The 24,134-nt window shown below is 70.3% G+C and carries 20 protein-coding genes and 1 riboswitch; of the genes, 10 read left to right on the top strand and 10 right to left on the bottom strand.

Annotation, left to right across the window (positions count from 1 at the left end; genetic code table 11):
• Positions 1–87: 87 nt before the first annotated feature.
• The 3 genes from MIAR_RS09255 to MIAR_RS09245 all read left to right on the top strand — a co-directional run bounded on the left by MIAR_RS09255 (position 88) and on the right by MIAR_RS09245 (position 4,695).
• Positions 88–2,031, top strand: a complete 1,944-nt coding sequence (locus MIAR_RS09255; RefSeq protein WP_285634526.1) for an ABC transporter ATP-binding protein — start codon at positions 88–90, stop codon at positions 2,029–2,031.
• On the top strand, positions 2,028–3,836 hold the full coding sequence (locus MIAR_RS09250) for an ABC transporter ATP-binding protein (RefSeq protein ID WP_285634523.1): 1,809 nt from the start codon (positions 2,028–2,030) through the stop codon (positions 3,834–3,836). Before MIAR_RS09255 ends, MIAR_RS09250 begins: the two co-directional genes overlap by 4 nt.
• Positions 3,837–3,903: 67 nt before the next feature.
• Entirely contained in the window at positions 3,904–4,695 is a 792-nt protein-coding gene (locus MIAR_RS09245) for a hypothetical protein (protein WP_285634520.1), read from the top strand.
• A 99-nt stretch (positions 4,696–4,794) separates the two neighbouring features.
• Here MIAR_RS09245 and MIAR_RS09240 read toward each other — a convergent pair whose 3' ends face one another.
• Both MIAR_RS09240 and MIAR_RS09235 read right to left on the bottom strand, forming a co-directional pair.
• Positions 4,795–5,658 carry an endonuclease domain-containing protein gene (locus tag MIAR_RS09240; protein ID WP_285634517.1) on the bottom strand — a complete coding sequence of 288 codons (864 nt, stop codon included), beginning with the start codon at positions 5,656–5,658 and terminating at the stop codon, positions 4,795–4,797.
• Positions 5,659–5,936: 278 nt separating this feature from the next.
• A complete protein-coding gene (locus MIAR_RS09235; protein WP_285634514.1) occupies positions 5,937–6,395 on the bottom strand; it encodes a GNAT family N-acetyltransferase in 459 nt (152 codons plus the stop codon).
• Between the two features lie 137 nt (positions 6,396–6,532).
• Between MIAR_RS09235 and MIAR_RS09230 the strand changes: the two genes are divergently transcribed.
• The gene (locus MIAR_RS09230; RefSeq protein WP_285634511.1) at positions 6,533–8,752 is read left to right on the top strand and encodes an NADP-dependent isocitrate dehydrogenase; all 2,220 of its coding nucleotides are present in this window, start codon (positions 6,533–6,535) and stop codon (positions 8,750–8,752) included.
• Positions 8,753–8,889: 137 nt separating this feature from the next.
• Here the strand turns inward: MIAR_RS09230 and MIAR_RS09225 are convergent, their stop codons facing one another.
• The gene (locus MIAR_RS09225; RefSeq protein WP_285634508.1) at positions 8,890–10,341 is read right to left on the bottom strand and encodes a L,D-transpeptidase; all 1,452 of its coding nucleotides are present in this window, start codon (positions 10,339–10,341) and stop codon (positions 8,890–8,892) included.
• Positions 10,342–10,517: 176 nt separating this feature from the next.
• Here MIAR_RS09225 and MIAR_RS09220 point away from each other — a divergent pair, with 176 nt between their 5' ends.
• Genes MIAR_RS09220 through nagB form a run of 3 tightly spaced genes read left to right on the top strand, consistent with a single transcriptional unit; the run spans position 10,518 to position 13,409 of the window.
• On the top strand, positions 10,518–11,690 hold the full coding sequence (locus tag MIAR_RS09220) for an ROK family transcriptional regulator (protein ID WP_285634506.1): 1,173 nt from the start codon (positions 10,518–10,520) through the stop codon (positions 11,688–11,690).
• Complete coding sequence (locus MIAR_RS09215) at positions 11,687–12,637, top strand: ROK family protein (protein WP_285634503.1); 951 nt, start codon at positions 11,687–11,689, stop codon at positions 12,635–12,637. The genes MIAR_RS09220 and MIAR_RS09215 overlap by 4 nt, the downstream gene beginning before the upstream one ends.
• Complete coding sequence (gene nagB, locus MIAR_RS09210; protein WP_285634500.1) at positions 12,630–13,409, top strand: glucosamine-6-phosphate deaminase; 780 nt, start codon at positions 12,630–12,632, stop codon at positions 13,407–13,409. The genes MIAR_RS09215 and nagB overlap by 8 nt, the downstream gene beginning before the upstream one ends.
• Positions 13,410–13,475: 66 nt before the next feature.
• Here the strand turns inward: nagB and MIAR_RS09205 are convergent, their stop codons facing one another.
• From MIAR_RS09205 to MIAR_RS09180, 6 genes are all read right to left on the bottom strand, one after another.
• Positions 13,476–13,871 carry an NUDIX hydrolase gene (locus tag MIAR_RS09205; protein WP_285634498.1) on the bottom strand — a complete coding sequence of 132 codons (396 nt, stop codon included), beginning with the start codon at positions 13,869–13,871 and terminating at the stop codon, positions 13,476–13,478.
• Entirely contained in the window at positions 13,864–15,225 is a 1,362-nt protein-coding gene (locus MIAR_RS09200) for an FAD-binding oxidoreductase (RefSeq protein ID WP_285634495.1), read from the bottom strand. Before MIAR_RS09200 ends, MIAR_RS09205 begins: the two co-directional genes overlap by 8 nt.
• Positions 15,222–15,593, bottom strand: coding sequence for a YrdB family protein (locus MIAR_RS09195; protein WP_285634492.1), 372 nt, complete (start codon positions 15,591–15,593; stop codon positions 15,222–15,224). Before MIAR_RS09195 ends, MIAR_RS09200 begins: the two co-directional genes overlap by 4 nt.
• 10 nt (positions 15,594–15,603) lie before the next feature.
• Positions 15,604–17,334: a sigma-70 family RNA polymerase sigma factor gene (locus MIAR_RS09190; RefSeq protein ID WP_285634489.1), complete on the bottom strand. Its 1,731-nt coding sequence runs from the start codon at positions 17,332–17,334 to the stop codon at positions 15,604–15,606.
• Positions 17,335–17,846: 512 nt separating this feature from the next.
• On the bottom strand, positions 17,847–19,022 hold the full coding sequence (locus MIAR_RS09185) for an N-acetylglucosamine-6-phosphate deacetylase (RefSeq protein WP_285634486.1): 1,176 nt from the start codon (positions 19,020–19,022) through the stop codon (positions 17,847–17,849).
• Positions 19,019–20,539 (bottom strand): beta-N-acetylhexosaminidase, encoded by a 1,521-nt coding sequence (locus MIAR_RS09180; protein ID WP_285634483.1) that lies wholly within the window; start codon positions 20,537–20,539, stop codon positions 19,019–19,021. Before MIAR_RS09180 ends, MIAR_RS09185 begins: the two co-directional genes overlap by 4 nt.
• Before the next feature lie 72 nt (positions 20,540–20,611).
• Positions 20,612–20,693, top strand: a riboswitch (ZMP/ZTP riboswitch).
• Between the two features lie 37 nt (positions 20,694–20,730).
• Here MIAR_RS09180 and glyA point away from each other — a divergent pair.
• Positions 20,731–22,005 carry a serine hydroxymethyltransferase gene (gene glyA, locus MIAR_RS09175; protein ID WP_285634480.1) on the top strand — a complete coding sequence of 425 codons (1,275 nt, stop codon included), beginning with the start codon at positions 20,731–20,733 and terminating at the stop codon, positions 22,003–22,005.
• The gene (locus MIAR_RS09170) at positions 22,002–22,883 is read left to right on the top strand and encodes a bifunctional methylenetetrahydrofolate dehydrogenase/methenyltetrahydrofolate cyclohydrolase (RefSeq protein ID WP_285634477.1); all 882 of its coding nucleotides are present in this window, start codon (positions 22,002–22,004) and stop codon (positions 22,881–22,883) included. Before glyA ends, MIAR_RS09170 begins: the two co-directional genes overlap by 4 nt.
• Positions 22,884–22,985: 102 nt before the next feature.
• On the opposite strand, the gene MIAR_RS09165 is transcribed toward MIAR_RS09170, so the two are convergent.
• Positions 22,986–23,543, bottom strand: coding sequence for a TetR/AcrR family transcriptional regulator (locus tag MIAR_RS09165; protein ID WP_285634475.1), 558 nt, complete (start codon positions 23,541–23,543; stop codon positions 22,986–22,988).
• A gap of 64 nt (positions 23,544–23,607) precedes the next feature.
• On the opposite strand from MIAR_RS09165, the gene MIAR_RS09160 reads away from it, so the two are divergent.
• Positions 23,608–24,084, top strand: coding sequence for a DUF4188 domain-containing protein (locus MIAR_RS09160; protein ID WP_285634473.1), 477 nt, complete (start codon positions 23,608–23,610; stop codon positions 24,082–24,084).
• Positions 24,085–24,134: the final 50 nt, after the last annotated feature.

The following is a 24,134-nucleotide window of genomic DNA, read 5'->3' as shown; positions in this document are numbered from 1 at the left end:
CCGGGACCAGCCCGCCCCCCCGCCACACCGGATGCCGAGCATCCGGCCCCCTGACTTCGTCACCTGATCGCTACGCAACCGAGAGCCATGTCTGCCACCTCTTCTTCGTCGTCCCTGTCAACGTTCGCCGCACTCTGGCGACTGAAACCGTTCATCCGGCCGATCTTCGGGCGCCTCATCGGCGGTGCGGCCAGTGCGCTCGCCGCCGCCGTCATCGCCCTGATGATCCCGATCGTGCTCGAGCAGATCGTCAAGGGCCTGGGCGACGTCTCCGGCGCGCACCTGAACGGCGGTGTGATCGGGCTGATCATCGCCGGTGCCTTCGGCGTGCTCGCCCTCGCACTCGGCGAGGCCGCCATGGTGTGGCTGCGCCGCTGGTTCGTGCTCACCCCCGCCACCGAGGTCGAGTACCGGATGCGGGCCGAGCTGTACTCGCGGCTGCAGAACCTCCCGGTCGCGTTCCACGACCGCTGGCAGTCCGGGCAGCTGCTCAGCCGCATGATGCAGGATCTCAGCCTGATCCGCCGCTGGATCGCGTTCGGCCTGATCCTGCTGGTCGTCAACATCCTGACGATCATCATCGGCGCGCTGCTGCTGTTCCGCTGGCACTGGATGCTCGGTGCGATCTTCATCGCCACGGGCATTCCGCTGTGGATCGCCGGCTACCTGTTCGAGAAGCGCTACGGCACGCTCGCGCGACGCAGCCAGGACCAGGCCGGCGACCTCGCCACCAGCGTGGAGGAGAGCGTCCACGGCATCCGGGTGCTGAAGGCCTTCGGACGGGGCAAGCACGCGCTGACCCGGTTCAGCCGACAGGCCGAGACGCTGCGTGAGACCGAGCTGGGCAAGGCCCGCGCGGTCGGCCAGATCTGGTTCTGGCTCGACCTCATGCCGCAGCTCGCGTTCGGCCTGAGCCTGATCACCGGCATCTGGCTGATCTCGACCGGAGCCATCAACGTCGCCGAGCTGTTCGCGTTCTTCGCGATGGCCACCGTGCTGCGCTGGCCGATCGAATCGATCGGCTTCCTGTTCTCGTTCATGCTCGACGCCCGCACGGCGACGGACCGCGTGTTCGACATCTACCGCGAGACCAACACCATCACCGACCCCGAGAAGCCGGTGCACCTGGCGGAGCCGCGCGGCGCGCTCGCCTTCGAGGGCGCCCGCTTCCGGTATCAGGACGCCGGCCCCTCCGAGCGCGACCTGCTCGACGGCATCGACCTGGTGCTCGAGCCGGGCGAGACCATGGCCCTGGTGGGCCTGACCGGGTCCGGCAAGACCACGCTCACCACGCTGCCCGCGCGCCTGTACGACGTGACAGGCGGCCGCGTCACGCTCGACGGCGTGGACATCCGCGACTTCGAGCTGGCCGAACTGCGCCGGCACATCGCGATGGCCTTCGAGGATGCCACGCTGTTCTCGGCATCCGTCCGCGAGAACGTGCTGCTGGGCCGCGCCGACCTCGACCTGCACAGCGAGGAGGCCGACCGCGTGCTGCGCGAGGCGCTCGACGTGGCGCAGGCCGGGTTCGCGGACTCGCTGCCCGACGGGCTGGAGACGATCATCGGCGAGGAGGGGCTGAGCCTCTCCGGTGGTCAGCGGCAGCGTCTGGCCCTGGCCCGCGCGGTCGCCGCCGCACCCAAGGTGCTCGTCCTCGACGACCCGCTGTCGGCGCTCGACGTCGACACCGAGGCGCTCGTCGAGGAGGCCCTGCGGCACGTCCTGGCCGAGACCACGGCGCTGATCGTCGCGCACCGTCCGTCGACCGTCGCGCTCGCAGACCGGGTCGCACTGCTGGAGAAGGGCAGGATCACGGCGGTCGGGAAGCACTCCGACCTGCTGCGCACGAGCGCGCACTACCGTCACGTGATCTCGAGCCTGGAGGCCGAGGAGGCGGCTCGCACCGGGACCATCCCGATCATCACCGAGGCCGTCGCAGAGGCGCACAGGGCGTCCGCCACGGCGTCCGCCGACGAGACCGCGGTGCCCGCCGACGAAGCATCCGCCACCGAAGAGGAGGTGCAGGCATGACCATCACGGGAACCCGGGACGAGGACCGCTCGGACCTGACGAAGGAGGAGAGCCGTGCCATCCGGCAGCGCTCGCTGCGCCTGCTCGGCTCGCTGATCCACCCGCTCCGCCTGCGCATCGTGATCGCCGCGATCGTTCTGGTCGTCTCGACCGCGCTGCAGGTCGCCGGACCGATTCTGATCGGCATCGCGCTCGACTCCGCGCTGCCGCAGCTGCTGAAGAACGCGGACTGGATGCCGGCGATCATGGTCACCGCGGTGTACCTGTTCGCCGGCATCGCGGGTTCCGCGCTGATCGGCTTCTACGTCGTGCTCGCGGCCCGCATCACGCAGGCCGTGCTGCTCGACCTGCGCAAGCGCATCTTCCTGCACACCCAGCGGCTGAGCCTGGAGTTCCACGAGTCGTACACGTCGGGCCGGATCATCTCCCGGCAGACCAGTGACCTGGACTCGATCCGCGAGCTGCTGGACGGCGGCCTGAACAACCTCGTCTCGGGCGTGCTGTTCGGCATCTTCACCTTCATCGCGCTGGTGATCGCCGACTGGCAGGCGGGCGTCGTACTGCTGCTGGCGGGCGTTCCGCTGGTGCTGCTGATGCGCTGGTTCTACCGCCGCTCGCAGCTCGTGTACCGCGAGTCGCGGGTGATCAGCGCCAAGGTGATCGTGCAGTTCGTGGAGACGATGACCGGCATCCGCGCGGTCAAGTCGTTCCGCAAGGAGCCGCGCAACGACGTCGCCTTCCGCAAGGTGGCGGGCGACTACCGCGACATCAACCGGCGCTCCATGGTGCTGTTCGGCACCTTCGAGCCCGGGCTGATGGCGGTGTCGGCGCTGACGATCACCCTGGTCGTGCTGTGGGGCGGCATCCGCGTCGCCGACGGCGCCCTCGGCGTCGGCGTGCTGCTGGCGACCGTGCTGTACGTGCGCAACTTCTTCGCGCCCATGCAGGAGATCGCGATGTTCCTGAACTCCTACCAGTCCGCCACGGCGGCGCTGGAGAAGGTCTCGGGCGTGCTCGAGGAGGTGCCGACGGTTCCGGACCCGCAGAAGCCGATCGATCTGTGGGAGGCGCGGGGCGCGATCCGCTTCGACGACGTGACCTTCGGGTACAACGGCGACAAGACGATCCTGCCGAGCTTCTCGCTCGACATCCCCGCCGGGCAGACCATCGCGCTGGTCGGGACGACGGGGGCCGGTAAGTCGACGCTCGCCAAGCTCGTGTCGCGGTTCTACGATCCGAGCGAGGGTGAGGTCACGCTGGACGGCGTCGACCTGCGGATGCTGCATCCGAAGGATCTGCGCCGCGCGATCGTCATGGTCACGCAGGAGGCGTACCTGTTCAGCGGGACCGTGGCGGACAACATCGCCCTCGGCAAGCCTGACGCGACGCTGGACGAGATCCGTGCGGCGGCCCGCGCCGTGGGCGCGGACGAGTTCATCACCTCCCTGCCGGACGGCTACGACACCGACGTGAACAAGCGCGGCGGGCGCGTCTCGGCGGGACAGCGCCAGCTGATCTCGTTCGCGCGCGCGTTCCTCGCCGACCCGGCGGTGCTGATCCTCGACGAGGCCACCGCATCGCTGGACATCCCGTCGGAGCGGCTGATCCAGGACGCGCTGCAGACGCTGCTGGCGGACCGGACGGCCATCATCATCGCGCATCGCCTGTCGACCGTCGCGATCGCCGATCGTGTGCTGGTGATGGAGCACGGGAAGATCATCGAGGACGACACCCCGGACGCCCTGATCGCAGGCACCGGCAAGTTCGCCCAGCTGCACGCGGCCTGGCAGGAGACCCTGGTCTGACCCGCCTCCCCGACAGCCCGTCCGTCGCGCCCTTCGGTGCGGCCGGACGGGCTGTTAGGTTGAAGGAGTGGATCCGATCTGGGCTGCGGCGGCCGAGCTGTGGTGGATCGCGCCGACGGCTGCAGCCGGCGCAGGGGCGATCGGGTTCGCGACGGTGCGGAGGCGGCAGACGGTGAACGGCAAGCGACTCGGGTACGACGCGGCCCGGCTCGAGCTGCGCCAGGCGCAGCAGGATGCCAGGGACGCCGCCGTGTCCGCGCGCGTCGCCCGAGCGGAGGCGGCCCGTGTCGCCGCCGACCGCGCGGCTTCGCGCACGGATGCCGTGGCCGTGGCATCCGCTCGCCGCGCGCTGCGCGAGGCGCAGCTGGCGTCGAAGGCGGCGATGGCCCGCGTGCGTGCCGCGCGCGCACGCGTCTCGGCCGAGCGCTCCTCGCTGGCCTCCGCGGCTGATCTTCCTCTGGACCGGCTGCGCGCCCGCCATGACGCGGTGCTCGCTCGGTGGATGGCCTACGAGACCGATCCCGGACTGGCGCTGGCGTACCCGGCGATGAGCGATGGACGTCAACCGCACACGGCCGCCTTCCTCGCCGCCGTCGAACGGGCGCGCGATCGGAGGCCGCCGTCCGAGGGCGCCCGCACCACGGCATCCGACTTCTCCGACTACCGTCGCGCCGTCGACGATCTGGAGCGGGCCTTCGACGTCGCCGAGCGCTCCGCGCGCGGCGAGAAGGTGCAGCCCGACCTGCCGGATGCCCTCTGGGATGCCGCCCGCGGGTTCGCGGAGAAGTCCACCGAGATGCTGAACCGCACCTCCGACCTGCTCGGCGACTGGACCGCTCGGCGCCGTCGCGACCGCTGAGCCCGGCATCCGCCTGCTCATCGACCCCTGCTCCGTCCGGCGCGCGTCGTTCTGAAGGAGATTCGCGCTTCTGAAGGATGCCTGCAGCCCTGGCGTCCTTCAGAAGCGAGGATGTCCTCCAGAGGTGAGTGGCGCGACGTGCAGCCCACGGCTGATGGCCCCGACGAGCGTGCGCTCGATGTGCTCCCAGTCGTAGATGATCTGCGCGTAGGAGAAGCGCAGCACGGTGTAGCCCCTGATGCGCAGCTCGGCATCGTGCGCGAGGTCGCGGCTGCGGTCGGCGGATGACGAGTGGAACGACCAGCCGTCGACCTGGACGACCAGGTGCGTGCCGATCAGGAAGTCGACCGGATGCCCTGCCAGCTGCACCTGGAAGCGGAGCCGCACGCCCCACGCGCTCAGCCGGACGTGGAACACCGTCTCCAATGAAGAATCCGTACCCGGGCGCAGGAGTTCCAGGCACCGCCGAGCTGCCGGAGTCCGCCACCGGACCGTGCGCAGTGAGTCCAGAGAGACCGATTCGGTGCGGACGGCCGACTCCCAGATCGCGACCGCCTGATCCACCGGGAAGCAGCTCGCAGCATCCGCGAGCGCATCCTCCACCGACGTCTCCAGCATGCGAGGGCGCGAGGGTGCGAGAGACCTGCCCCAGTGCGCATGGGCGTCGGAGACCCGCACCACTCCGTTCGGTGGCATCCGGAGATGCAGGCGCTCGTCGGTATCCGGCGGCACCCACCATCCACGTCGACGTGCGAGCGAGACGCACGTCACTGCGCCGCCCGACTCCGCGGCACCCGCGAGGTCGATCGGAGCCGATTCGAGCGCGATCCAGCGGGAGCGAATGCGGCGGACCGCACCGGAGCGTATGGCGCTGCGGATGCGGGAGACCGTATAGCCGGCATCAGCTGCGTCATCGCGATGAGCGATGCCGTTCCGGCTGCCCAGCCATGACCTGAGATCCATGCGCCCACGATGACCGACTGCCGCGTCATCGCGGGGGCGGGAACCCGCGACTTGTGCACAACTCGCCCGCGAGGGCGAATGTGCAGGCGCAGTGGTCGGGAGGCCTCTGAAGGATGAACGCAGGTCTGAAGGATGCCTGCAACGCCGGCATCCTTCAGAAGTGGGAACGTCCTTCAGAAGTGACGGGCGCACGCAGGCGGATGCCGCGCGGGAGCGCTCTCAGGGGGAGCGGCGACGGGGTCTCGGTGGGGGAGGGGATCCGAGGCCCCGCCGCCGGTTCAGTCCGTGACGCGGATCTGCGCGATGACCTCGGAGTACTCGGTCTCGCCGACCGGCTCGAAGCCCACGCGGCGGAAGAACGCCTCGGGGCCGCCCTCACCGGCCTCGTAGATCACGTTCACGTGATCGACGCCGCGTGCGCGGGCCTCGTCGATCAGAGTCTTGACGGCGAAGCGCCCGACACCGCGACCCTGGTCGTCGGCGTCCACGTTGATGCGCCACAGCACGCTGCGGAAGTGCTCCTCGGGGGCATCCGCGTCGAAGCTCGCACTGACGAAGCCCACCACCTCGTCACCGTCGAGCACCACGCGCTGCCAGGAGGTCTGGGGGTTCACCACGGTGGCGGCGATCCCGTAGGAGACCGGTGCCAGGAACTGCTCCTGGCCGGGCTTGAGGGACAGATTGTTGACGGCGACGATCGTCGCCGCGGACAGTTCGACCACACGCAGTTCCGACATGGAACCCAGGCTAGCCCCTCCGCGGGCTTCTGTCGCGGAAACGGCGGCCCCGGTGTCGGAACCCTGAAGGGGTGCCGGGAAGCGGACTCGGGTATCTTGGTATCGAGATAAAATCTGCCCTCGCGAACGGAGATCCGGTGACCGACGACGCCATCATCTACACCTACACGGACGAGGCGCCGGCTCTGGCGACCGCGTCCTTCCTGCCGATCATCAAGGCCTACACCGGTCAGGCCGGCATCGAGGTGGAGACCCGCGACATCTCGCTCGCCGGCCGCATCCTCGCCGCCTTCCCGCAGAAGCTCACCCCCGAGCAGCAGGTCGGCGACGCCCTCGCCGAGCTGGGCGGGCTGGCCACGCTCCCCGAGGCCAACATCATCAAGCTGCCGAACATCTCGGCGTCCATCCCGCAGCTGAAGGCGGCCATCGCCGAGCTGCAGGAGAAGGGCTTCGACGTCCCGGACTACCCGGACGAGCCCCAGTCTCTTGAAGAGCGCGACGTCCGCGCCCGCTACGACAAGATCAAGGGCTCGGCGGTCAACCCCGTGCTCCGCGAGGGCAACAGCGACCGCCGCGCGCCCCTGGCCGTGAAGAACTATGCCAAGAAGCACCCGCACCGCAACAAGCCGTTCGCGGAGGGCTCCAAGACGCGCGTCGCGACCATGGGCCACGACGACTTCAAGCACAACGAGCGCTCCTGGGTCGCGGCCCACGACGACGTGCTCAGCTTCCAGCACATCGCCGCCGACGGCACCATCACCGTGCTCAAGGAGGGGCTGAAGGTCCTGCCGCGCGAGATCATCGACGCGACGTTCCTCTCCGCCGCCGACCTGGACGCCTTCCTCTCGGAGACGCTCGAGCAGGCCAAGGCCGACGACGTGCTGTACTCGGTGCACCTGAAGGCCACCATGATGAAGGTCAGCGACCCGATCATCTTCGGTCACGTCGTGAAGGCGTTCTTCAAGGATGTGTTCGCGCAGTACGGCGACAAGCTCGCCGAGGCCGGTCTGAGCGCCAACAACGGCCTGGGATCGATCCTCTCGGGTCTCGCTGACATCGCGGGCGGCGACGAGATCGCTGCGGCGTTCGACAAGGCCATCGCCGAGGGTCCGCGCCTGTCGTACGTGAACTCCGACAAGGGCATCACCAACCTGCACGTCCCGAGCGACGTGATCGTCGACGCCTCCATGCCCGCCCTGGTCCGCAACGGCGGCAAGCTGTGGGGCAAGGATGGCGGCGAGGCCGACACCATCGCGGTCATCCCGGACTCCTCGTACGCGGGTGTGTACCAGGCCGTGATCGACGACGTCATCGCGAACGGCCCGCTGGACCCCGCCACGATCGGCACCGTGCCGAACGTGGGCCTGATGGCCCAGGCCGCCGAGGAGTACGGCAGCCACGACAAGACCTTCGAGATCGCCTCGGCGGGTGTCGTGCAGATCCTCGACAGCGACGGCACCGTGCTGATCTCGCACGAGGTCGGCGCCGGCGACATCTGGCGCGCCACGCAGACCAAGCACATCCCCGTGATGGACTGGGTCAAGCTCGCCGTGACCCGCGCCCGTGCCACCGGCGCCCCCGCGGTGTTCTGGCTGGATGCCAACCGCTCGCACGACGCCCAGATCATCGCCAAGGTGCACCAGGGTCTCGCGACCCTCGACACCAAGGGCCTGACGATCACGATCCTCGCGCCCGAGGACGCCACCCGCTACACGCTGGCCCGCCTGCGCAAGGGCGAGGACACGATCTCGGTCACCGGCAACGTGCTGCGCGACTACCTGACCGACCTGTTCCCGATCCTCGAGGTCGGCACCAGCGCCAAGATGCTCTCGATCGTCCCGCTGCTCGCCGGCGGCGGCCTGTTCGAGACCGGTGCGGGCGGCTCCGCACCGAAGCACGTGCAGCAGCTGGTGGAGGAGGACTACCTGCGCTGGGACTCGCTGGGCGAGTTCTTCGCGCTGGCGGCGTCGCTCGAGCACTTCGCGGACCGCACGGGCAACGAGAAGGCCCGCGTGCTGGCCGAGACCCTGGATGCCGCGACCGGCACCTTCCTCGAGCAGGACCGTTCGCCGGGTCGCGCGCTGGGCACCATCGACAACCGCGGCAGCCACTTCTACCTGGGCCTGTACTGGGCGCAGGAGCTGGCCAAGCAGACGAAGGACGCCGAGCTGGCGGCTGCGTTCGCGCCCGTCGCGGCGACGCTGGCCGAGAACGAGCAGAAGATCGTCGACGAGCTGAACGCCGTGCAGGGCAAGCACGCCGACATCGGTGGCTACTACCGTCCCGACGTCGCCAAGGTCGCAGCGGTCATGCGTCCCTCGGCGACGCTCAACGCGGTCATCGACGCGCTGGTCTGATCAGGCACTGAGAACGGGCGGATGCTGCACAGCATCCGCCCGTTCCTCGTCTGCGGACGCGGCGGTCCGGTGGACCGCAAAGAAAAGGGGAGCGGATGCCGATGGCATCCGCTCCCCCGTCTCGGTCTCAGCTTCTCTCAGGCATGCACCCAGACCTCGAGGCCCTTCGGGGTCATGTCGTAGACCTGCTTGGCGATGCTCGGCGGCATGTTCACGCAGCCGTGGCTCATGCGGTGGCCGAAGTTGTTGTGCCAGTATGCGCCGTGGAAGGCGATGTTCGGGGCGAACCAGGTGTTCCAGGGCACGTCCTTGGTGCAGTACACGGCGCCCTCGAAGCAGCCCATGTCCTGCTTGGCGGTGTGCGCGAACACCGTGAAGTGCCCGAGCGGGGTCGGCGTGCCGGGCAGACCGGACGAGATCTTCCACGTCTGGACGAGCTTCTCGTTCTCGTACAGGTACGTCTTCTGCTCGCTGATGTCGACCTCGAGGCGGCGGAAGACCGTGGTCGTCTCGAACGGCGTGGAGTTCACCGGCAGAGCGAAGTTCGCCTTGCCGTCACCCAGCTGCGTGGCGAAGGCGGATGCGATGCCCGCGGTGTCGCCGAGGGTGCGGCCGTCCTGACCTGCGGTGAGGGCGCTGAGCACCTTGCCCTTGGAGTCGACGATGTTCGTCGCGTTCACGGGCGCGCGGTTCACGAGGGCGGGGAGCCCTGCGACGGCGGTCTGGATGGCCGACTGGTCGGCGGTGATCTTCAGCTTGCCGTCGACGTCGTCGATCTTCAGCCAGCTCGCCGCGACGTCGGGCGCGATGGGCACGGTGCGCTCGTCGCCGACGTAGAAGCCGATCGTGGCGAGCATCCCGTTGAGCTTCTCGGCGGTGGCTGTGGCAGTCTTCTCGTCGACGGCAGGGGCGACCTCGGTCGCGTCGCCGGAGAACGAGAACGACGTGCTGCCCTTGGCGGATGCCGCGGTGAACGCAGCCGCCAGGTCGGGGACCGAGATACCGGTGCCGCTCTTGGAGGGAGTGACCGTGTACGCGGCGGACGCCGCATCGAAGGACACGTTGGAGTCGACCGGATCGACATAGCTGGTCGGGACGGCGGCGCGCAGCGCGTGGTCGGCGGCCTGCGGGTCGAGCTTCACCTCGGGGACGATCGCCTTGCCCATCCAGGTGCTGATGTTCCACAGGGGGCGGTCGGCGAAGGCCTGATCGGCGAGCGCCTTGGCGTCGACGCTCGCGCCCAGCTCGCTGCCCGTCAGCGTGGTTCCGTCTCCGGCGCCGGTCAGCTCGATCTCGGTCGCGGCGACGCGGTTGCTCACGGCCTCGGCGGCCATGCCGGGGGTCATGCCGCCGACGGGGACGCCGGCGATCGTGGTGCCGGGAGCGATGAGGATGAGGGAGGCGCCGGCGGCGGCGACCAGAAGGGCTCCCGCGCCGAGACCCAGCCACAGGCCCAGGCGGCGCTTCTTGCGGGCGGGCTCGGTGGGCGCCCATTCCATCGGCGGCTCACCGTCGACGGGAGGCAGCACCTCGGTCGGTGCGGCCTGCGGGATCGCGCCCGTATCGGGTCCGGAGATCAGATCGGTCACGGACTCACCCCCCATTTGGATAGACGTGACTGACTCTTCATGGTACGGGAACGGCGCGGGTCGCGGTGTGGCGGTCGGGCCCGCGAGTGGACATCTGCAGTAACGTTTCGGTAACCTGCGCGCTGCACCCCGTCGCCTCTTGCGCTCGACCATGTTCGTAAGGTGTACTAACAAACATGGAATCGTCACACGGACAGCGGGTCGCGCTCGGTGAGGAGCTCGTCGCCTTCGGCTCGGGACGGCGCCTGCGCAGCTCGGCCAAGGTGCTGCCGGAGCAGGCGCGCGCGCACAACCGCTCCCTGGTGCTGCAGACGCTGTACCACCGCGGTGCGATGAGCCGAGCGGACCTGGCCCGCGAGACGGGACTCACCCGGGTGACCATCTCCGATCTGGTCGCGGAGTCCATCGCCGACGGCATCATCCACGAGATCGGCGTCCGCGAGGCGGCGGGCCCGGGGAAGCCCCCGATCGAGATCGACATCGATCGCGAGGGCCACCAGGTCATCGGCATCGATCTGTCCGGCGCATCCGAATTCACCGGTTCCGTGCTCGACCTCGGCGGACGCACGCTCGTCAGCCATTCGACGCCGCTTCCCGAGGAACGCGACGCGGAGCACACCTACCAGGCGGTGGTGGACCTGGCACGGCGGCTCGCGACATCCGCGACCCGCCCCGTGCTCGGTGTCGGCATCGGCAGCCCCGGCGTCGTGCGCTCGGACGGACTGATCATCAACGCGTCGAACCTCGCGTGGCAGGACTTCCCGCTCGAGCGGCGGCTCACCGAGGATCTCGGTCTCCCGGTGATGGTCGGCAACGACGCGAACGCCGCGATCCTCGCGGAGTACACGTTCGGCGAGGCGCGCTCCGACCTCATGCTCATCCGCATCGACCGCGGCGTCGGCGCGGGAGTGATCACCGGCGGGCGTCCGCTGGTCGGCGCCCGCTTCGCGGCGGGTGAGATCGGACACGTCGTCGTCGGGACCGACGGCGGCCCGCTGTGCTCGTGCGGGCGGATCGGATGCCTGGAGGCGTGGGTGAACGTCCCCCGCCTGCTCGCCGAGACCGCCGCTGCACCGGAGCGCCGCGGCGAGATCCTGGCCGACGCGGGTACCCGCCTGGGCATGGCGATCGCATTGATCGTGGCGGCGCTCGACCTGGCCGAGGTGGTCATCGCCGGCCCCGCCGAGCTGTTCGACGGCGTGTTCCTGGACGCCGCGACCCGGGCGCTGCACGACCGCACGCTGGAGGGCGTGTTCGCCGACGTGCCCATCCGTCTCAGCAAGCAGGACGACATCGTGGTCCGCGGCGCGGTCGTCACGGTGCTCGCCGCCCAGCTGGGCGTGTCGTGAGCGCGGTCGTGCGCATCGGCCTGGACGTGGGCGGCACGAAGATCGCCGGGATCGCGCTGGATTCCGACGGCGTCGCCCTCGGGAGCGTGCGCATCCCGACCGGATGGGGCGGGACCGCCGTCATCGACGGCATCCTGCATGCTGTCAGCGCCCTGCGGGCGCAGCTGCCCGCGGGTCGGTCGGTGAGCTCGATCGGCGTCGGGATCCCGGGGCTCGTGGATGCCGAGCACGGACGGGTGCTGCACGCCGTGAACCTCGGCGTCGAGGAACTGGACGTCGCAACCCGCGTGCACGAGGCGACCGGCATCCCGAGCCAGGTCGAGAACGACGTGAAGGCGGCTGCGCTGGGCGCGGCCGCGCTCCGCGGCGACACGCGCCCGATGGCCTATCTGAACCTCGGCACCGGCGTCGCTGCGGGAATCGTGATCGACGGGCGCATCTGGCGCGGCGCGCGGGGGACGGCCGGCGAGGTCGGGCATCTCGTGGTCGACCCGCTCGGACGGGTGTGCGGATGCGGGCAGCGCGGCTGCATCGAGACGCTGTGCGGAGGCGGCGCCCTGGCGCGGGCCTGGGGGAGAGGCGGAGACCTCCCCGTCAAGGACATCCTGGATGCCGCGGATGCCGGGGATGCCACAGCATCCGCCCTCCGACTCGATCTGCAGCGCGGTGCCGCAGCCGCCGTGCGCGCCCTGGTGCTCACCGCCGACGTCGAGACCGTCGTCATCGGCGGAGGGCTCAGCGCACTCGCCGACCGCATCGGCCCTGGCATCCGCGCCACCCTGCAGGAGGAAGCGGCGTCGTCGCCGTTCCTGCGGTCACTGCGGCTCGATGAGAGAATCGAGATGCTTCCGGCGGACTCGCCGGTGGCGGCCATCGGCGCCGCCCTGCTGGGATCCGCATCCGCGGGTACCGACGTCCGAGACAAGGAGACAGTCCCTCATGGCTGAAGTCGTCATCACCGCGAGCAAGGAGACCGCCGGAGCGCTGGTCGCCGACGAGATCGTGCACCTCATCGACACCGTCGCCGAGCCCGTGCTGGGACTGGCCACCGGGTCGACTCCGCTGCCGGTCTACCAGGCACTGCGCGAGCGTCTCGCGGGGCATGACGTGTCCCACGTGCGCGGCTTCGCCCTGGACGAGTACGTGGGCATCGATCCCGCGCATCCGGAGAGCTACCGCTCGGTCATCACCCGTGAGGTCATCGAGCCGCTCGGCCTCGACCCCGAGCTGATCCACGTCCCCAACGGGGCCGTCGAGACGATCGAGCACGCGGGCGACGACTACGACGCGGCCATCATCGCCGCGGGCGGCGTGGACCTGCAGATCCTCGGCATCGGCACCGACGGCCACATCGGCTTCAACGAGCCCGGCTCGTCGTTCGCGTCGACCACCCGCATCAAGACGCTCACGGAGCAGACCCGGCAGGACAACGCGCGCTTCTTCGACTCGATCCATGACGTGCCCCAGCACTGCATCACGCAGGGGCTCGGGACGATCCTGCGCGCGCGTCACCTCGTGCTGCTCGCGTTCGGCGAGGGCAAGGCGGATGCGGTGGCCGCGGCGCTCGAGGGCCCGGTCAGCGCGATGATCCCGGCATCCGCGATCCAGCTGCACCCGCACGTGACCGTGGTGGTCGACGAGGCGGCCGCGTCGAAGCTGCAGCTGGCCGACTACTACCGCTACACCTACGCGAACAAGCCGGCCTGGCAGGGGCTCTGATCCCTGCGCGCTCGGCTCGCCGCGAGGCGGCGGGCCGAGCGTCCGACCTCGGGCTGTCTGCCGGCGTCAGCGCCAGGCGAACGCCAGCAGGTGCTCCTCGCTGAGCGGTGCCAGCGGCACGCTCGTGCGGTCGCCGGGCTCCAGCCATCGCAGCTCTGCGAGCTCGGCCTGCACGACGACGTCCTCCGGCTCCGCATGCATCGCGAAGGCATCCGCGATCACCCGGTGACCCGGCTCGTTGGCCGCCGCGGAGACGAAGGTCCCCAGCGGCTCGAGATCGGACTCCTCGACGTGCAGCGAGAGCTCCTCGTCGAGTTCGCGGATCAGCGTCTGCGCCGCGGTCTCGCCGGGCTCGGGCTTGCCGCCGGGCTGCATGAAGCGGGTGGTGCCCTGCTTGCGGACCACGAGCACGCGGCCCATGCGGTCGACGATCACGGCGGCGCTGACACGGATGTCAGGCATCGGAGAACACCTTCCCGGGATTCAGGATCCCCTGCGGATCGAAGACGCGCATGATGTCGCGCTGGATCCGCCACTGGTCCTCGCCCAGCTCCTCGGCCAGCCAGCGGCTCTTGAGCATCCCGATGCCGTGCTCGCCGGTCAGCGTGCCGCCGAGGCGGATCGCGGCGCGGAACAGCTCACCGGCGGCGTCCCAGATGTGATCGGGGACCTCGTCACCGTCGAAGATGAAGTTCGGATGCAGGTTGCCGTCGCCGGCGTGCGCGACCGTCGGTATGACGACGCCGTACTCCTGCTCGATGCGTGCGATCTCGTCGAACATCGCGGGCATCGCGCTGCGCGGCACGGCGACGTCCTCGATCAGCGTCGTGCCCAGCGCGGCCAGCGCAGGGTGCGTGGAGCGGCGGATGGCGAGCAGACGCTCACCCTCCACCGGGTCATCGGTCTCGACCACTGCGCCGCCGGCCGCCCGGAGCACCTCCACGATGCGCGCGGCCTCCTCTCGGGCGCCCGGACCGTCGGTCTGGATGGTGAGCTGCGATGTCCCGGCGTCGGAGACGGGCAGACCCAGAAGATCGTGCACGGCCGCGAGCATGCGGGCGTCCATGAGCTCCATGATGGCCGGCTGGGCGCCGGAGGCGGTGACCGCGGCCGAGGCCGCGGCGGCGTCGCGGACCGAATCGAAGGTCGCCGTGATCGTGCAGGTGCCGCCCTCCACGAGCCGGCGCAGCTTCAGCGTCGCGCCGACGATCACGCCCAGCCGCCCCTCCGAGCCGATCACCAGCGACGTGAGGTCCAGTCCGGTGACTCCCTTCACCGTGCGATGGCCGAGGCGCAGCAGTCGGCCGTCGGCGAGCACCAGGTCCACGCCCAGCACCGCGTCGCGGACGACGCCGTACTTCGCGCAGAGCAGTCCGCCTGCGCCCGTGGCGATGTTTCCGCCCACGGTCGAGATCTCGCGGCTGGCGGGATCCGGTGCCCACCACACGTCGTGCTCCGCGAGCTGCGCGTTCAGCGTCGCGTTGAGGATGCCCGGCTCGACGACCGCGAGCAGGTCGTCGGGGCGCACCTCGATGACGCGGTCCATCTCCGCGGTGGACAGCACGATCTGGCCGGGCCCGGCGTTCGCGGCGCCGGCGAGGCCGGTGCCCGCGCCGCGCACGACCACGGAGGTGGCGGTCGCCGATGCGATGCGCAGCGTGCGCTGGACGTCTTCGACCGTGCGGGCGCGGACGACGGCGAGCGGCCGTCCGGGGGAGCGGTGGCCGCTGCGGTCCGCGCGCGCCGCCTCGAGGGACTCGGCGGAGGTGTCGACGATGTCGCCGAGGTCCTGCCGCAGCAGCTCGAGGACGCTCATGCCAGGGTGCGGCGTCCGGCGATCACACCCGCGGTGACGGCGACGACCGCGAAGGCGAGCCCCATCCAGGCGTGCCCCAGCGACCACCAGGCGAGCGTCACGGCGACGTAGATGAGGAGCTCGACCAGGGCACGGAGGAACGGATGCAGGTGGAGCACGGCGCGCGGCGACAGGAACAGCGCCCACACCAGGAGCGTGACGACGGGAGCGCCGATGCCGACCACGATGTTCCAGGGCAGGGGCCACGAGCCGAAGCCCCACAGCGCGAAGGTGATGAGCGCGGCCAGCAGCACGACCACGCGGATGAGGTCCAGTGCGGTGAGGGGGCGGCGGCTCACGCCGGCGGCGACGACGGGATCCTGCGACATGCCCTCAAGTCTATTCGGCGGGCGGCGTCGGGGTCGCCGTGGCCGGCTGCTCTGGAGCAGGCTCGGTTGCCGGCGCGCCCAGGAGCGGGTGGAGCGACCACAGGCTGGTCGAGCTCCAGTCGCCGGGGACACCCTCGACGACATAGCGGAACCCCACCTCGGCATTGGTGAGAAGCTGCTGGGCGTTGGGGCGCAGATCAGCGGTCCCGGTTCCGTCGGATGACAGAGTCAACTCAGCGCCGCGGGCCGGGACGGCATCCATCCACACCTGCACGACGCTTCCAGGCGTCCCCTGAACCGGGATCAGGTAGTGAGTGTGGAGCTGCGCGTCGATCACGACATCGGCGGTGCCCCACGTCAGTTCCTGCGCTTCCGGGGTCTCGCCGCCGGGATCCGTGCCGGGGTCGACCGCGCCGCCGTCTTCACCAGGGTCGGGCGTCGGCGTCGGCGTCGGCTCGGGCGTGGGCGTCGGATCCGGGCTGGGCGTCGGCGTGGGAGTGGGCGTCGGCGCGGGCTTCGTGATGGCCGGCTCCGTGACGTCCGCGTGCTGCGGAGGCGCGGGAGGCTGGGGGTCGGCCTTGACCTCGGTGTCGTCCTTGGGTGCCGGAGGCTGCTCTTCGACGTCGATCACCATCGGGGTGTCTGCCGACATCGTGGAGTCGGGCACGACCTCGGAGGAGATCGACGAGGGCTCGGACTCGGAGGCGCTGGGCTGGGAGGTCGCAGGGGCTCCGCTGAGCATCCCGGGCACGACCGCGGCGGCGGCGACCACACCGGCGATGACGAGCGCGGCCGAGCCTGCGCCCACCAGCGCGCCGATGCCCGGCATCGAGGCGGAAGCGCTCGACGTGCCGGATCCTCCGGCTGCACCGGATCCGGCCGATCCACCCGTGAGGGCGGTACCCGCAGCGACTCCGCTGCCTGTGGTGCCGACCACGACCGCGCCCTCGACGACGCTCGACGGCATGGCGGCCAGGGCGACGAGCGGCGTTCCGCCGCCCTGCAGGGCGGCGAGATAGGCGGATGCGCCGGTGACTCCCAGAACCAGGGGGAGCAGGACGAGCGCGAGACGGCTGGACACGTCCTTCGCCTCTGCTGCGACGATCATGCAGCGTGCGCAGCCCTCGAGGTGATCGTCGACGCGCTGCTGCGCCCGGACTCCCAGGTTGCCGCGTGAGTAGGCGCCGAGGTGCTCGATCGTCCACTGGCACTCGGACCCCTCGCCGACGCTGCGCAGGTGCGCCTGGATCCAGGCCTCTCGCAGACCCTCGCGGGCGCGGAACGTCAACTGTGACACGGCGCCGGCGCTCATGCCGAGCAGTGCGCCGATCGCGGCGGGCTTCATCTGCTCGATCTCGGAGTACCAGAGCACCTCCTGCCAGCGCGAGGGGAGGGAGCGGAACGCCTGCGCGGTCAGGCCGCGGTCCAGTTCCTCGTTCGCGGCGCTGTCGGTGCTGGCAGGATCGGCAACCGTCTCGAGCTCGTCGATCGCCGTCTCGCGACGGGCCCGGCCCCACGCGGCCGCGGTGTTGCGGATGCTGGTGAAGAGATACGCGCGGAACGACCCGTTCGGGCCGCCGCCCTTGAGGATGGCCTGGTAGATGCGGGAGTACGACTCCTGCACGAGGTCGTCGGGGTCGATCGAGGAGGTGACCGACCGGGCGACCGTCATCCCCGATCGGTAGTGGCGTCGCCAGAGTTCGCCGAACGCCTCGGCGTCACCCGAGCGGGTGCGCAGCACGAGGTCGGCGTCAGCCGCTGCTGACCTTGCTGGACTCTGGTCTTCCACGTCTTCCTTCGTCTTGTTCCTGGGAACGCTCTCATACCCAGCTGAGGCGCCCTCACAAGAAGAGACGCGTGGGAGGGGATTTCATCACGCGTCTTCTCCATTCTGACCCGAAAACGTTCCTGAGGCCACCCCCGCCCGAATCCTGTGGAGAGCGCTCCCACGAACATCCGCGAAAAAACTTCTGGAAACCGCGTAATGAACCGTGGCCGACTGCATCTCTTCTCGTAGAGCATGCCTGACACGCCACCGGGGGGCGGGGTGTCAGGTGACATCGGCGCACGGGGTATCGCGCCGGGTCGAGACCGGCTCGGAATCCTCGGGGGAGGAGATTCCGGCCGGTCGGCTCGGGGGAGGTGAGGCCGCTGCACTGGGGAAAAGGCAGCGGCCTCCCGCATGTCCGGGCGCTTTCCGGCGGCTCACCGGGCCGGGCGGCGGGCACCGCGGGGCGGACCGTCCGTCGCGGCTCAGCGGGATGCCGCAGCCCCGACCCACACTCCGCGAACCGCGAAGCCGCCGTCCAGCAGCACGGCGTCCGCCGCGTACCCGGGCTGCAGCCGGCCGAGAGAACCACCGAACCCGACGGCACCGGCCGGGGTTGCGGTCAGCGCGCGCACGGCCTCGCCGAGGGTGACGCCGGCCTCGACGGCGCGCCGCAGCGCGACGTCCTGCGTGAGCGTGGAGCCGGCGATCGAGCCGGTGTCGTCGGCGCGCGCCATACCGTCCTTCACGGTGACCTTGACCGCACCCAGGTCGTAGTGTCCGTCGGCGCTGCCCGCTGCGGCCATGGCATCGGTGATCAGCGCCACCCTGCCAGGGGCGGCATCGAACAGCAGCTTGATCACGTGCGGGTCGAGGTGGAAGTTGTCGGCGATGCCCTCCAGCACGACCCTGTGGTCTGCGGCCGCGACGAGGATCGGCCCCGGCGCGCGGTGGTGGATGCCGTTCATGGCGTTGAAGGCGTGCGTGAGGATCGTGGCGCCTGCTTCGAACGCCTGCCGCGCGATATCTGCATCCGCGTCGGTGTGACCGACGGCGACGGCGGCGCCGGATGCCACGATCTGGCGCACCGCGTCGAGCCCGCCGGGAAGCTCGGGGGCGAGGGTCACCTGGCGCACGGTTCCGCGCCCGGCCTCCAGCAGACGCGCGACGTCGGCGGGCTCCGGTGCGCGCAGCAGCGACGGCTCGTGCGCCCCCTGATGCCCCGGATCCAGGAACGGGCCCTCCAGGTGGCTGCCGAGGATCTCGGGATCCGACTCGGTGAGATCCGCGATGACCGACACCTGGCGCGCGAGGTCGTCGATGGATGCGGTGACCAGCGAGATGACGGCGCGCGTGGTGCCGTGGGTGCGGTGCATGTCGCGCCCGGTGCGGATCGCGTCCGCGCCGTCGTCGTAGGCGGCGCCCGCTCCGCCGTGCCCGTGGATGTCGATGAAGCCCGGGGTGAGGACAGCATCCGCTCCGGCGACCGTGCTCGCGTCGATCACGTCGTCGGCGTCCGCCCAGTCGGCGCCCGTGCCGCGTGCGACGACCACGCCGTCCTCGAACCGCACCCAGCCGTTCTCGGTGGTGCTGCCGTCACCGTCGACGATCCGCGCGGAGTGGATCACGCGGGAGCCGCGGAAGTCTGTGGTCGGGGTCATCGGTCGCTCCAGTCGATCTCGGGCACGGGGTGGAATCGGATGCCGTCGGCGCGCCAGGCCGGCGCCAGCGCTGCCAGTCTCTCGCGGAAGTCGTTCCAGCCGCGAGCGGGGGCGGTGGCGCCCCAGGCGATCTCGGCGATGGCCGCGATGCGCGGGAACATCAGCTGATCGGCCTCCTCGAGGCTCTCCACCGTCTCGGTCCACAGCGGGGCCTCGACACCGGCGACGGCATCCGCGGGGATGTCGAGAAGCGCGGTCGGCTGCCAGTCGTAGGCGCGGTGCAGGTCCACGGTCCCCGCCCATGCGAGACCGAGCGGGAAGTCGTGGTCGTACTTCATGTCGAGGTAGGCGGCGTCCGACGGCGAGAGGATCACGCGTCCGCCGCGTTCCACGAAGTGCGCGGTGTGCTCGGCGTGCGAGGCGTCCGGTGCGAGCAGGCCCCAGTACTGGCCCACCGTGCCGGGCGCGACCTCGGCCGCGCCGGCCTCGTGCCACGCGACCGGCGTCTTGCCGAGCTCCTGCACGATCCCGGTCGCGCGCTCGATGAAGTACGCGAAGTCCGCGGGGGAGGTGCCCAGCGACTCGTCCCCGCCGATGTGCAGGTACGGGCCGGGCGTGAGCTCGGCGAGCTCCGCGAGCACGTCCCGGACGAAGTCGTAGGTGCGCTCCTTGTGAATGCGCAGGCTGGAGTGGCCGACACCCCAACCGGTGTAGGGCACGCCCGCCTCGGGGAGGGCCTGGCCCAGTCGCTGCGCGTCGTCGAGCAGGTGCTCGTTCATGACGGGCGCCTCGACGAGCTCGGGATAGGCGAGTCCGATGGCATGGGTGTGGCCCGGCATATCGATCTCGGGGACGATCGTGATGCCGCGGGACCCCGCGTAGGAGACGATCGCGCGGTAGTCGTCCTTGCTGTAGCAGCCGCCGCCGGTCGCCCGGCCGTCGCCCGTGGCGCTCACCGTCGAGGAGAGCTGCGAGAGCAGCGGCCAGGAGTCGACGTGGATGCGCCATCCCTGGTCGTCGCTGAGGTGCAGGTGCAGATGGTTGAACTTCAGCTCGGCGATCCGGTCGATCACCTTCTCGACCTCGTCGACCGGGAAGAAGTGCCGGGCGACGTCGAGCATGACGCCGCGGTACGCGAAGCGCGGGGCGTCGGCGATCGTCGCGCGGCGCCAGGCCCACCGACCGTCCCCTTCATCCGTCAGCAGCTGCATCAGGGTGCGGATGCCGTGCAGCAGCCCATCCACGGAGCCGGTCAGCTCGACGATCTCGCCGATCGTCAGCGCATACGCCTCGGCCGCGGCATCCGGATCGATCCGCACGACGACGTCGCCGGGGCGCGCCTTCTCGGCCACGCGGACCGGGCGGATGCCGGTGCGGTGCCCGATCGCGGCGGCGAGCTGATCGGATGCGGCGTCGTCGCCGATGATGCGCAGAGGATCCGCCAGCGGCATCCGGCCCTCGCCGATGATGACGGAGACGGGCGCCGGGACCAGCGGGAGGAGATCAGGAAGGACCATGAACAAAACCTAGCGCGCCGACCGTCACACGGGCGAGGACCGTGGGCCGCGGACATCGCCATCCGCTAAGCTTTCTTGCGTCGCGACTGGCGTCTGGGTGGGTCACCACCGGGGAGCGGCTCTGAGGATTCGACCGCGCGCCTGGGCCGATGAGGAACACACCCCTTACCCCGTGTGAACAGGAGACCGCCATGACCGACCGCTACTTCGACGCCCCGCTCGCCGAGGTCGACCCCGAGATCGCCGAGGTGCTCGAGCGCGAGCTGAACCGCCAGCGCACGTACCTCGAGATGATCGCCTCCGAGAACTTCGTGCCCGTCTCCGTGCTGCAGTCGCAGGGCTCGGTGCTGACGAACAAGTACGCCGAGGGCTACCCGGGCCGTCGCTACTACGGCGGCTGCGAAGAGGTCGACGTCGCCGAGGAGCTGGCGATCGCCCGCGCCAAGGCGCTGTTCGGCTCCGAGTTCGCGAACGTCCAGCCGCACTCCGGCGCTTCCGCCAACGCCGCCGTGCTGCACGCCATCGCGCGCCCCGGCGACACGCTGCTCGGTCTCTCCCTCGACCAGGGCGGTCACCTCACGCACGGCATGAAGATCAACTTCTCGGGCCGTCTGTACAACATCGTCGCGTACGGCGTGAACCCCGAGACCTCCACCATCGACATGGACGAGGTGCGCGCGCTCGCCCTCGAGCACAAGCCGAAGGTGATCATCGCCGGCTGGTCCGCCTACCCGCGCACCCTCGACTTCGCCGCGTTCCGTGCGATCGCCGACGAGGTGGGCGCCCTGCTCTGGGTCGACATGGCGCACTTCGCCGGCCTCGTGGCGGCCGGCCTGCACCCGAACCCGGTGCCGCACGCCCACGTCGTCTCCTCGACCGTGCACAAGACCATCGGCGGTCCCCGCTCGGGCTTCATCCTCACCAACGACGCCGACATCGCCAAGAAGATCAACTCGGCAGTGTTCCCCGGCCAGCAGGGCGGCCCGCTCATGCACGTGATCGCCGCCAAGGCGACCGCGTTCAAGCTCGCCGCGACCCCCGAGTTCAAGGAGCGTCAGGAGCGCGTGCTGCGCGGTGCCGCGATCATCGCCGAGCGCCTCACCCAGCAGGACGTGAAGGACGCCGGCATCGCCGTGCGCTCCGGCGGCACCGACGTGCACCTCGTGCTCGTCGACCTGCGCGATGCCGAGATCGACGGCAAGCAGGCCGAGGATCTGCTGCACGAGATCCACATCACCGTGAACCGCAACGCCGTCCCGAACGACCCGCGTCCGCCGATGGTGACCTCGGGTCTGCGCATCGGCACGCCGGCCCTCGCGACCCGCGGCTTCGGCGACGCGGAGTTCACCGAGGTGGCCGACATCATCGCGCTCGCGCTGCAGCCCGGTGCCGACATCGAGGCGCTGCGCACGCGCGTGGACGCCCTCGCCACGGCCTTCCCGCTGTACCCGGGCCTGCAGCAGTGACCGCGAAGGTCCTCGACGGCAAGGCCGCCGCAGCGGCGATCAAGGACGAGCTCACCGAGCGCGTGGCCGCGCTGCGCGAACGCGGTGTGGTCCCCGGCATCGCCACTGTCCTGGTGGGCGCCGACCCGGCGTCCCAGCTGTACGTCGGCATGAAGCACAAGCAGTCCGAGGCGATCGGGATGAACTCGATCCAGCGCGAGCTGCCCGCCGATGCCACGCAGGAGCAGGTCGAGGCGCTGATCGACGAGCTCAACGCCGACCCCGCCTGCCACGGCTACATCGTTCAGCTGCCGCTTCCGAAGCACCTCGACACCGACGCGATCCTGGAGCGGATCGACCCGGCCAAGGACGCCGACGGACTGCACCCGACCAACCTCGGCCGCCTGGTGCTGAACGTCAACGGGCCGATCCATACCCCGCTGCCGTGCACCCCGCGAGGCGTGATCGAGCTGCTGCTGCGCAACGACTACGACCTGAACGGCAAGCACGTGGTGGTCGTCGGCCGCGGTGTGACGATCGGCCGCCCGATGGGGCTGCTGCTGACGCGTCGCGTGATAAACGCCACCGTCACGCAGGTGCACACCGGCACTCCGGACATGACGCCGTACCTGCGCGAGGCCGACGTGATCGTCGCGGGCGCCGGCGTGAAGCACCTGATCACGGCATCCGACGTGAAGCCCGGCGCCGCGGTGCTCGACGTGGGCGTGACCAGGGAGACGGATGCCGAGACCGGCAAGTCGAAGGTCTACGGCGACGTGCACCCGGACGTCGCCGAGGTCGCCGGCTTCATCTCCCCGAACCCCGGCGGGGTCGGTCCGATGACGGTGGCGCTGCTCATGACGAACGTGGTCGAGGCCGCCGAACGCACCCTGGCCTGACCAGGTTCCGCCGAGACCCCCTCTTTCCGTCGAGACCCCCAGTCGCAGACGTCTGCAACTGGGGGTCTCGACGGCATCTGGGGGTGTCGGGGCGTGGCGGGACTATGCGAGGGAGCGCTCCACGACATCGAGGAGTCCGGCGTAGACCGCGTCCCAGTCCACCCCGGGGGGAGCGGCCTGCGCGAGCTCGAGGGCGACGGCGCCGTGCACCTGCGACCAGATGATCACGGCGTCGCGCTGAGCGGCTTCAGGGGTGCCGGGCCGGATGCCGGAGACCGTGCGCACCAGCGGGGCGAGCGACTGCACGGCCACGGCCTCCACGGCCGCGTGCTCGGCGGGCATCCGATCGCCGAACATCAGCCGGAAGAGGGCCGGATGGGCCAGCGCCCACGCGCGATAGGCCTCACCGAGCGCGCGGAGGCCCTGCGGCTCCGCGGCGAGCTGCACGTCCCCGAAGGAGCGGAACGCGTGCTCGATCACGGCGGCGAGCAGCTCGGTCTTGCCTCCGTACAGCGTGTAGATCGCTGACGTCGAGGTGCCTGCTGCGCGAGCGATCTCGCGCAGCGCGACGCGATCGGGGCCGTCGCGGTCGATGATCTCGGCGGTCTCCTCCAGCAGCCTCGTGCGCAGGTCATCGTCGTAGACAGTGGGTCTTGCCATGGTCACGATCGTAGCGTAACGTCGTTTCATAACAACGTTACGCAAAGCTTCGACGGGAGAGATCATGACCGCTCAGGTGGAACCGGGGCGATTCACGGCGGCATCCGATCGCACGGACATCACAGTGTTCCTGATCGGGATGCGGGCGAATCGCTGGTGGCGCGTCGGCAGCGTCGCACGAACCGCTTCGCGGATGGGACCGATGCTGAAGCATCTGATGACCCATCCCGATGCCGGGCTGCTCGGCTTCCATCAGTGGCTCGGGCGCACCACCGTGCTGCTCTCGTACTGGGAGAGCCCGGAGCACCTGCAGCGCTTCGCGTCGGACCGTGATGCGCCGCACCTCGCCGCGTGGCGCGAGTTCGTCCGCACCTCGCAGGGCTCCGGTGACGTCGGCGTCTGGCACGAGACCTATCAGGTGCCGTTCGCCGACCTCGAGGTCGTGTACAACGACATGCCGCCGTTCGGGCTCGCCGCCGCGACCACGCGCGTGCCCGTCGGCGCGGGGAGTCGCACGGCGCGCCAGCGTCTCGGGCGCTGAACGTCCGACTGTGGTGCTTCTCGCCCCCGCTGAGCTGCCTCGCCCCCGCT

Origin of the sequence: Microbacterium arabinogalactanolyticum (assembly GCF_030268005.1) — a bacterium.
Taxonomy (GTDB): Bacteria; Actinomycetota; Actinomycetes; order Actinomycetales; family Microbacteriaceae; genus Microbacterium; species Microbacterium arabinogalactanolyticum.
This window is presented reverse-complemented; position numbering and strand designations above follow the sequence as displayed.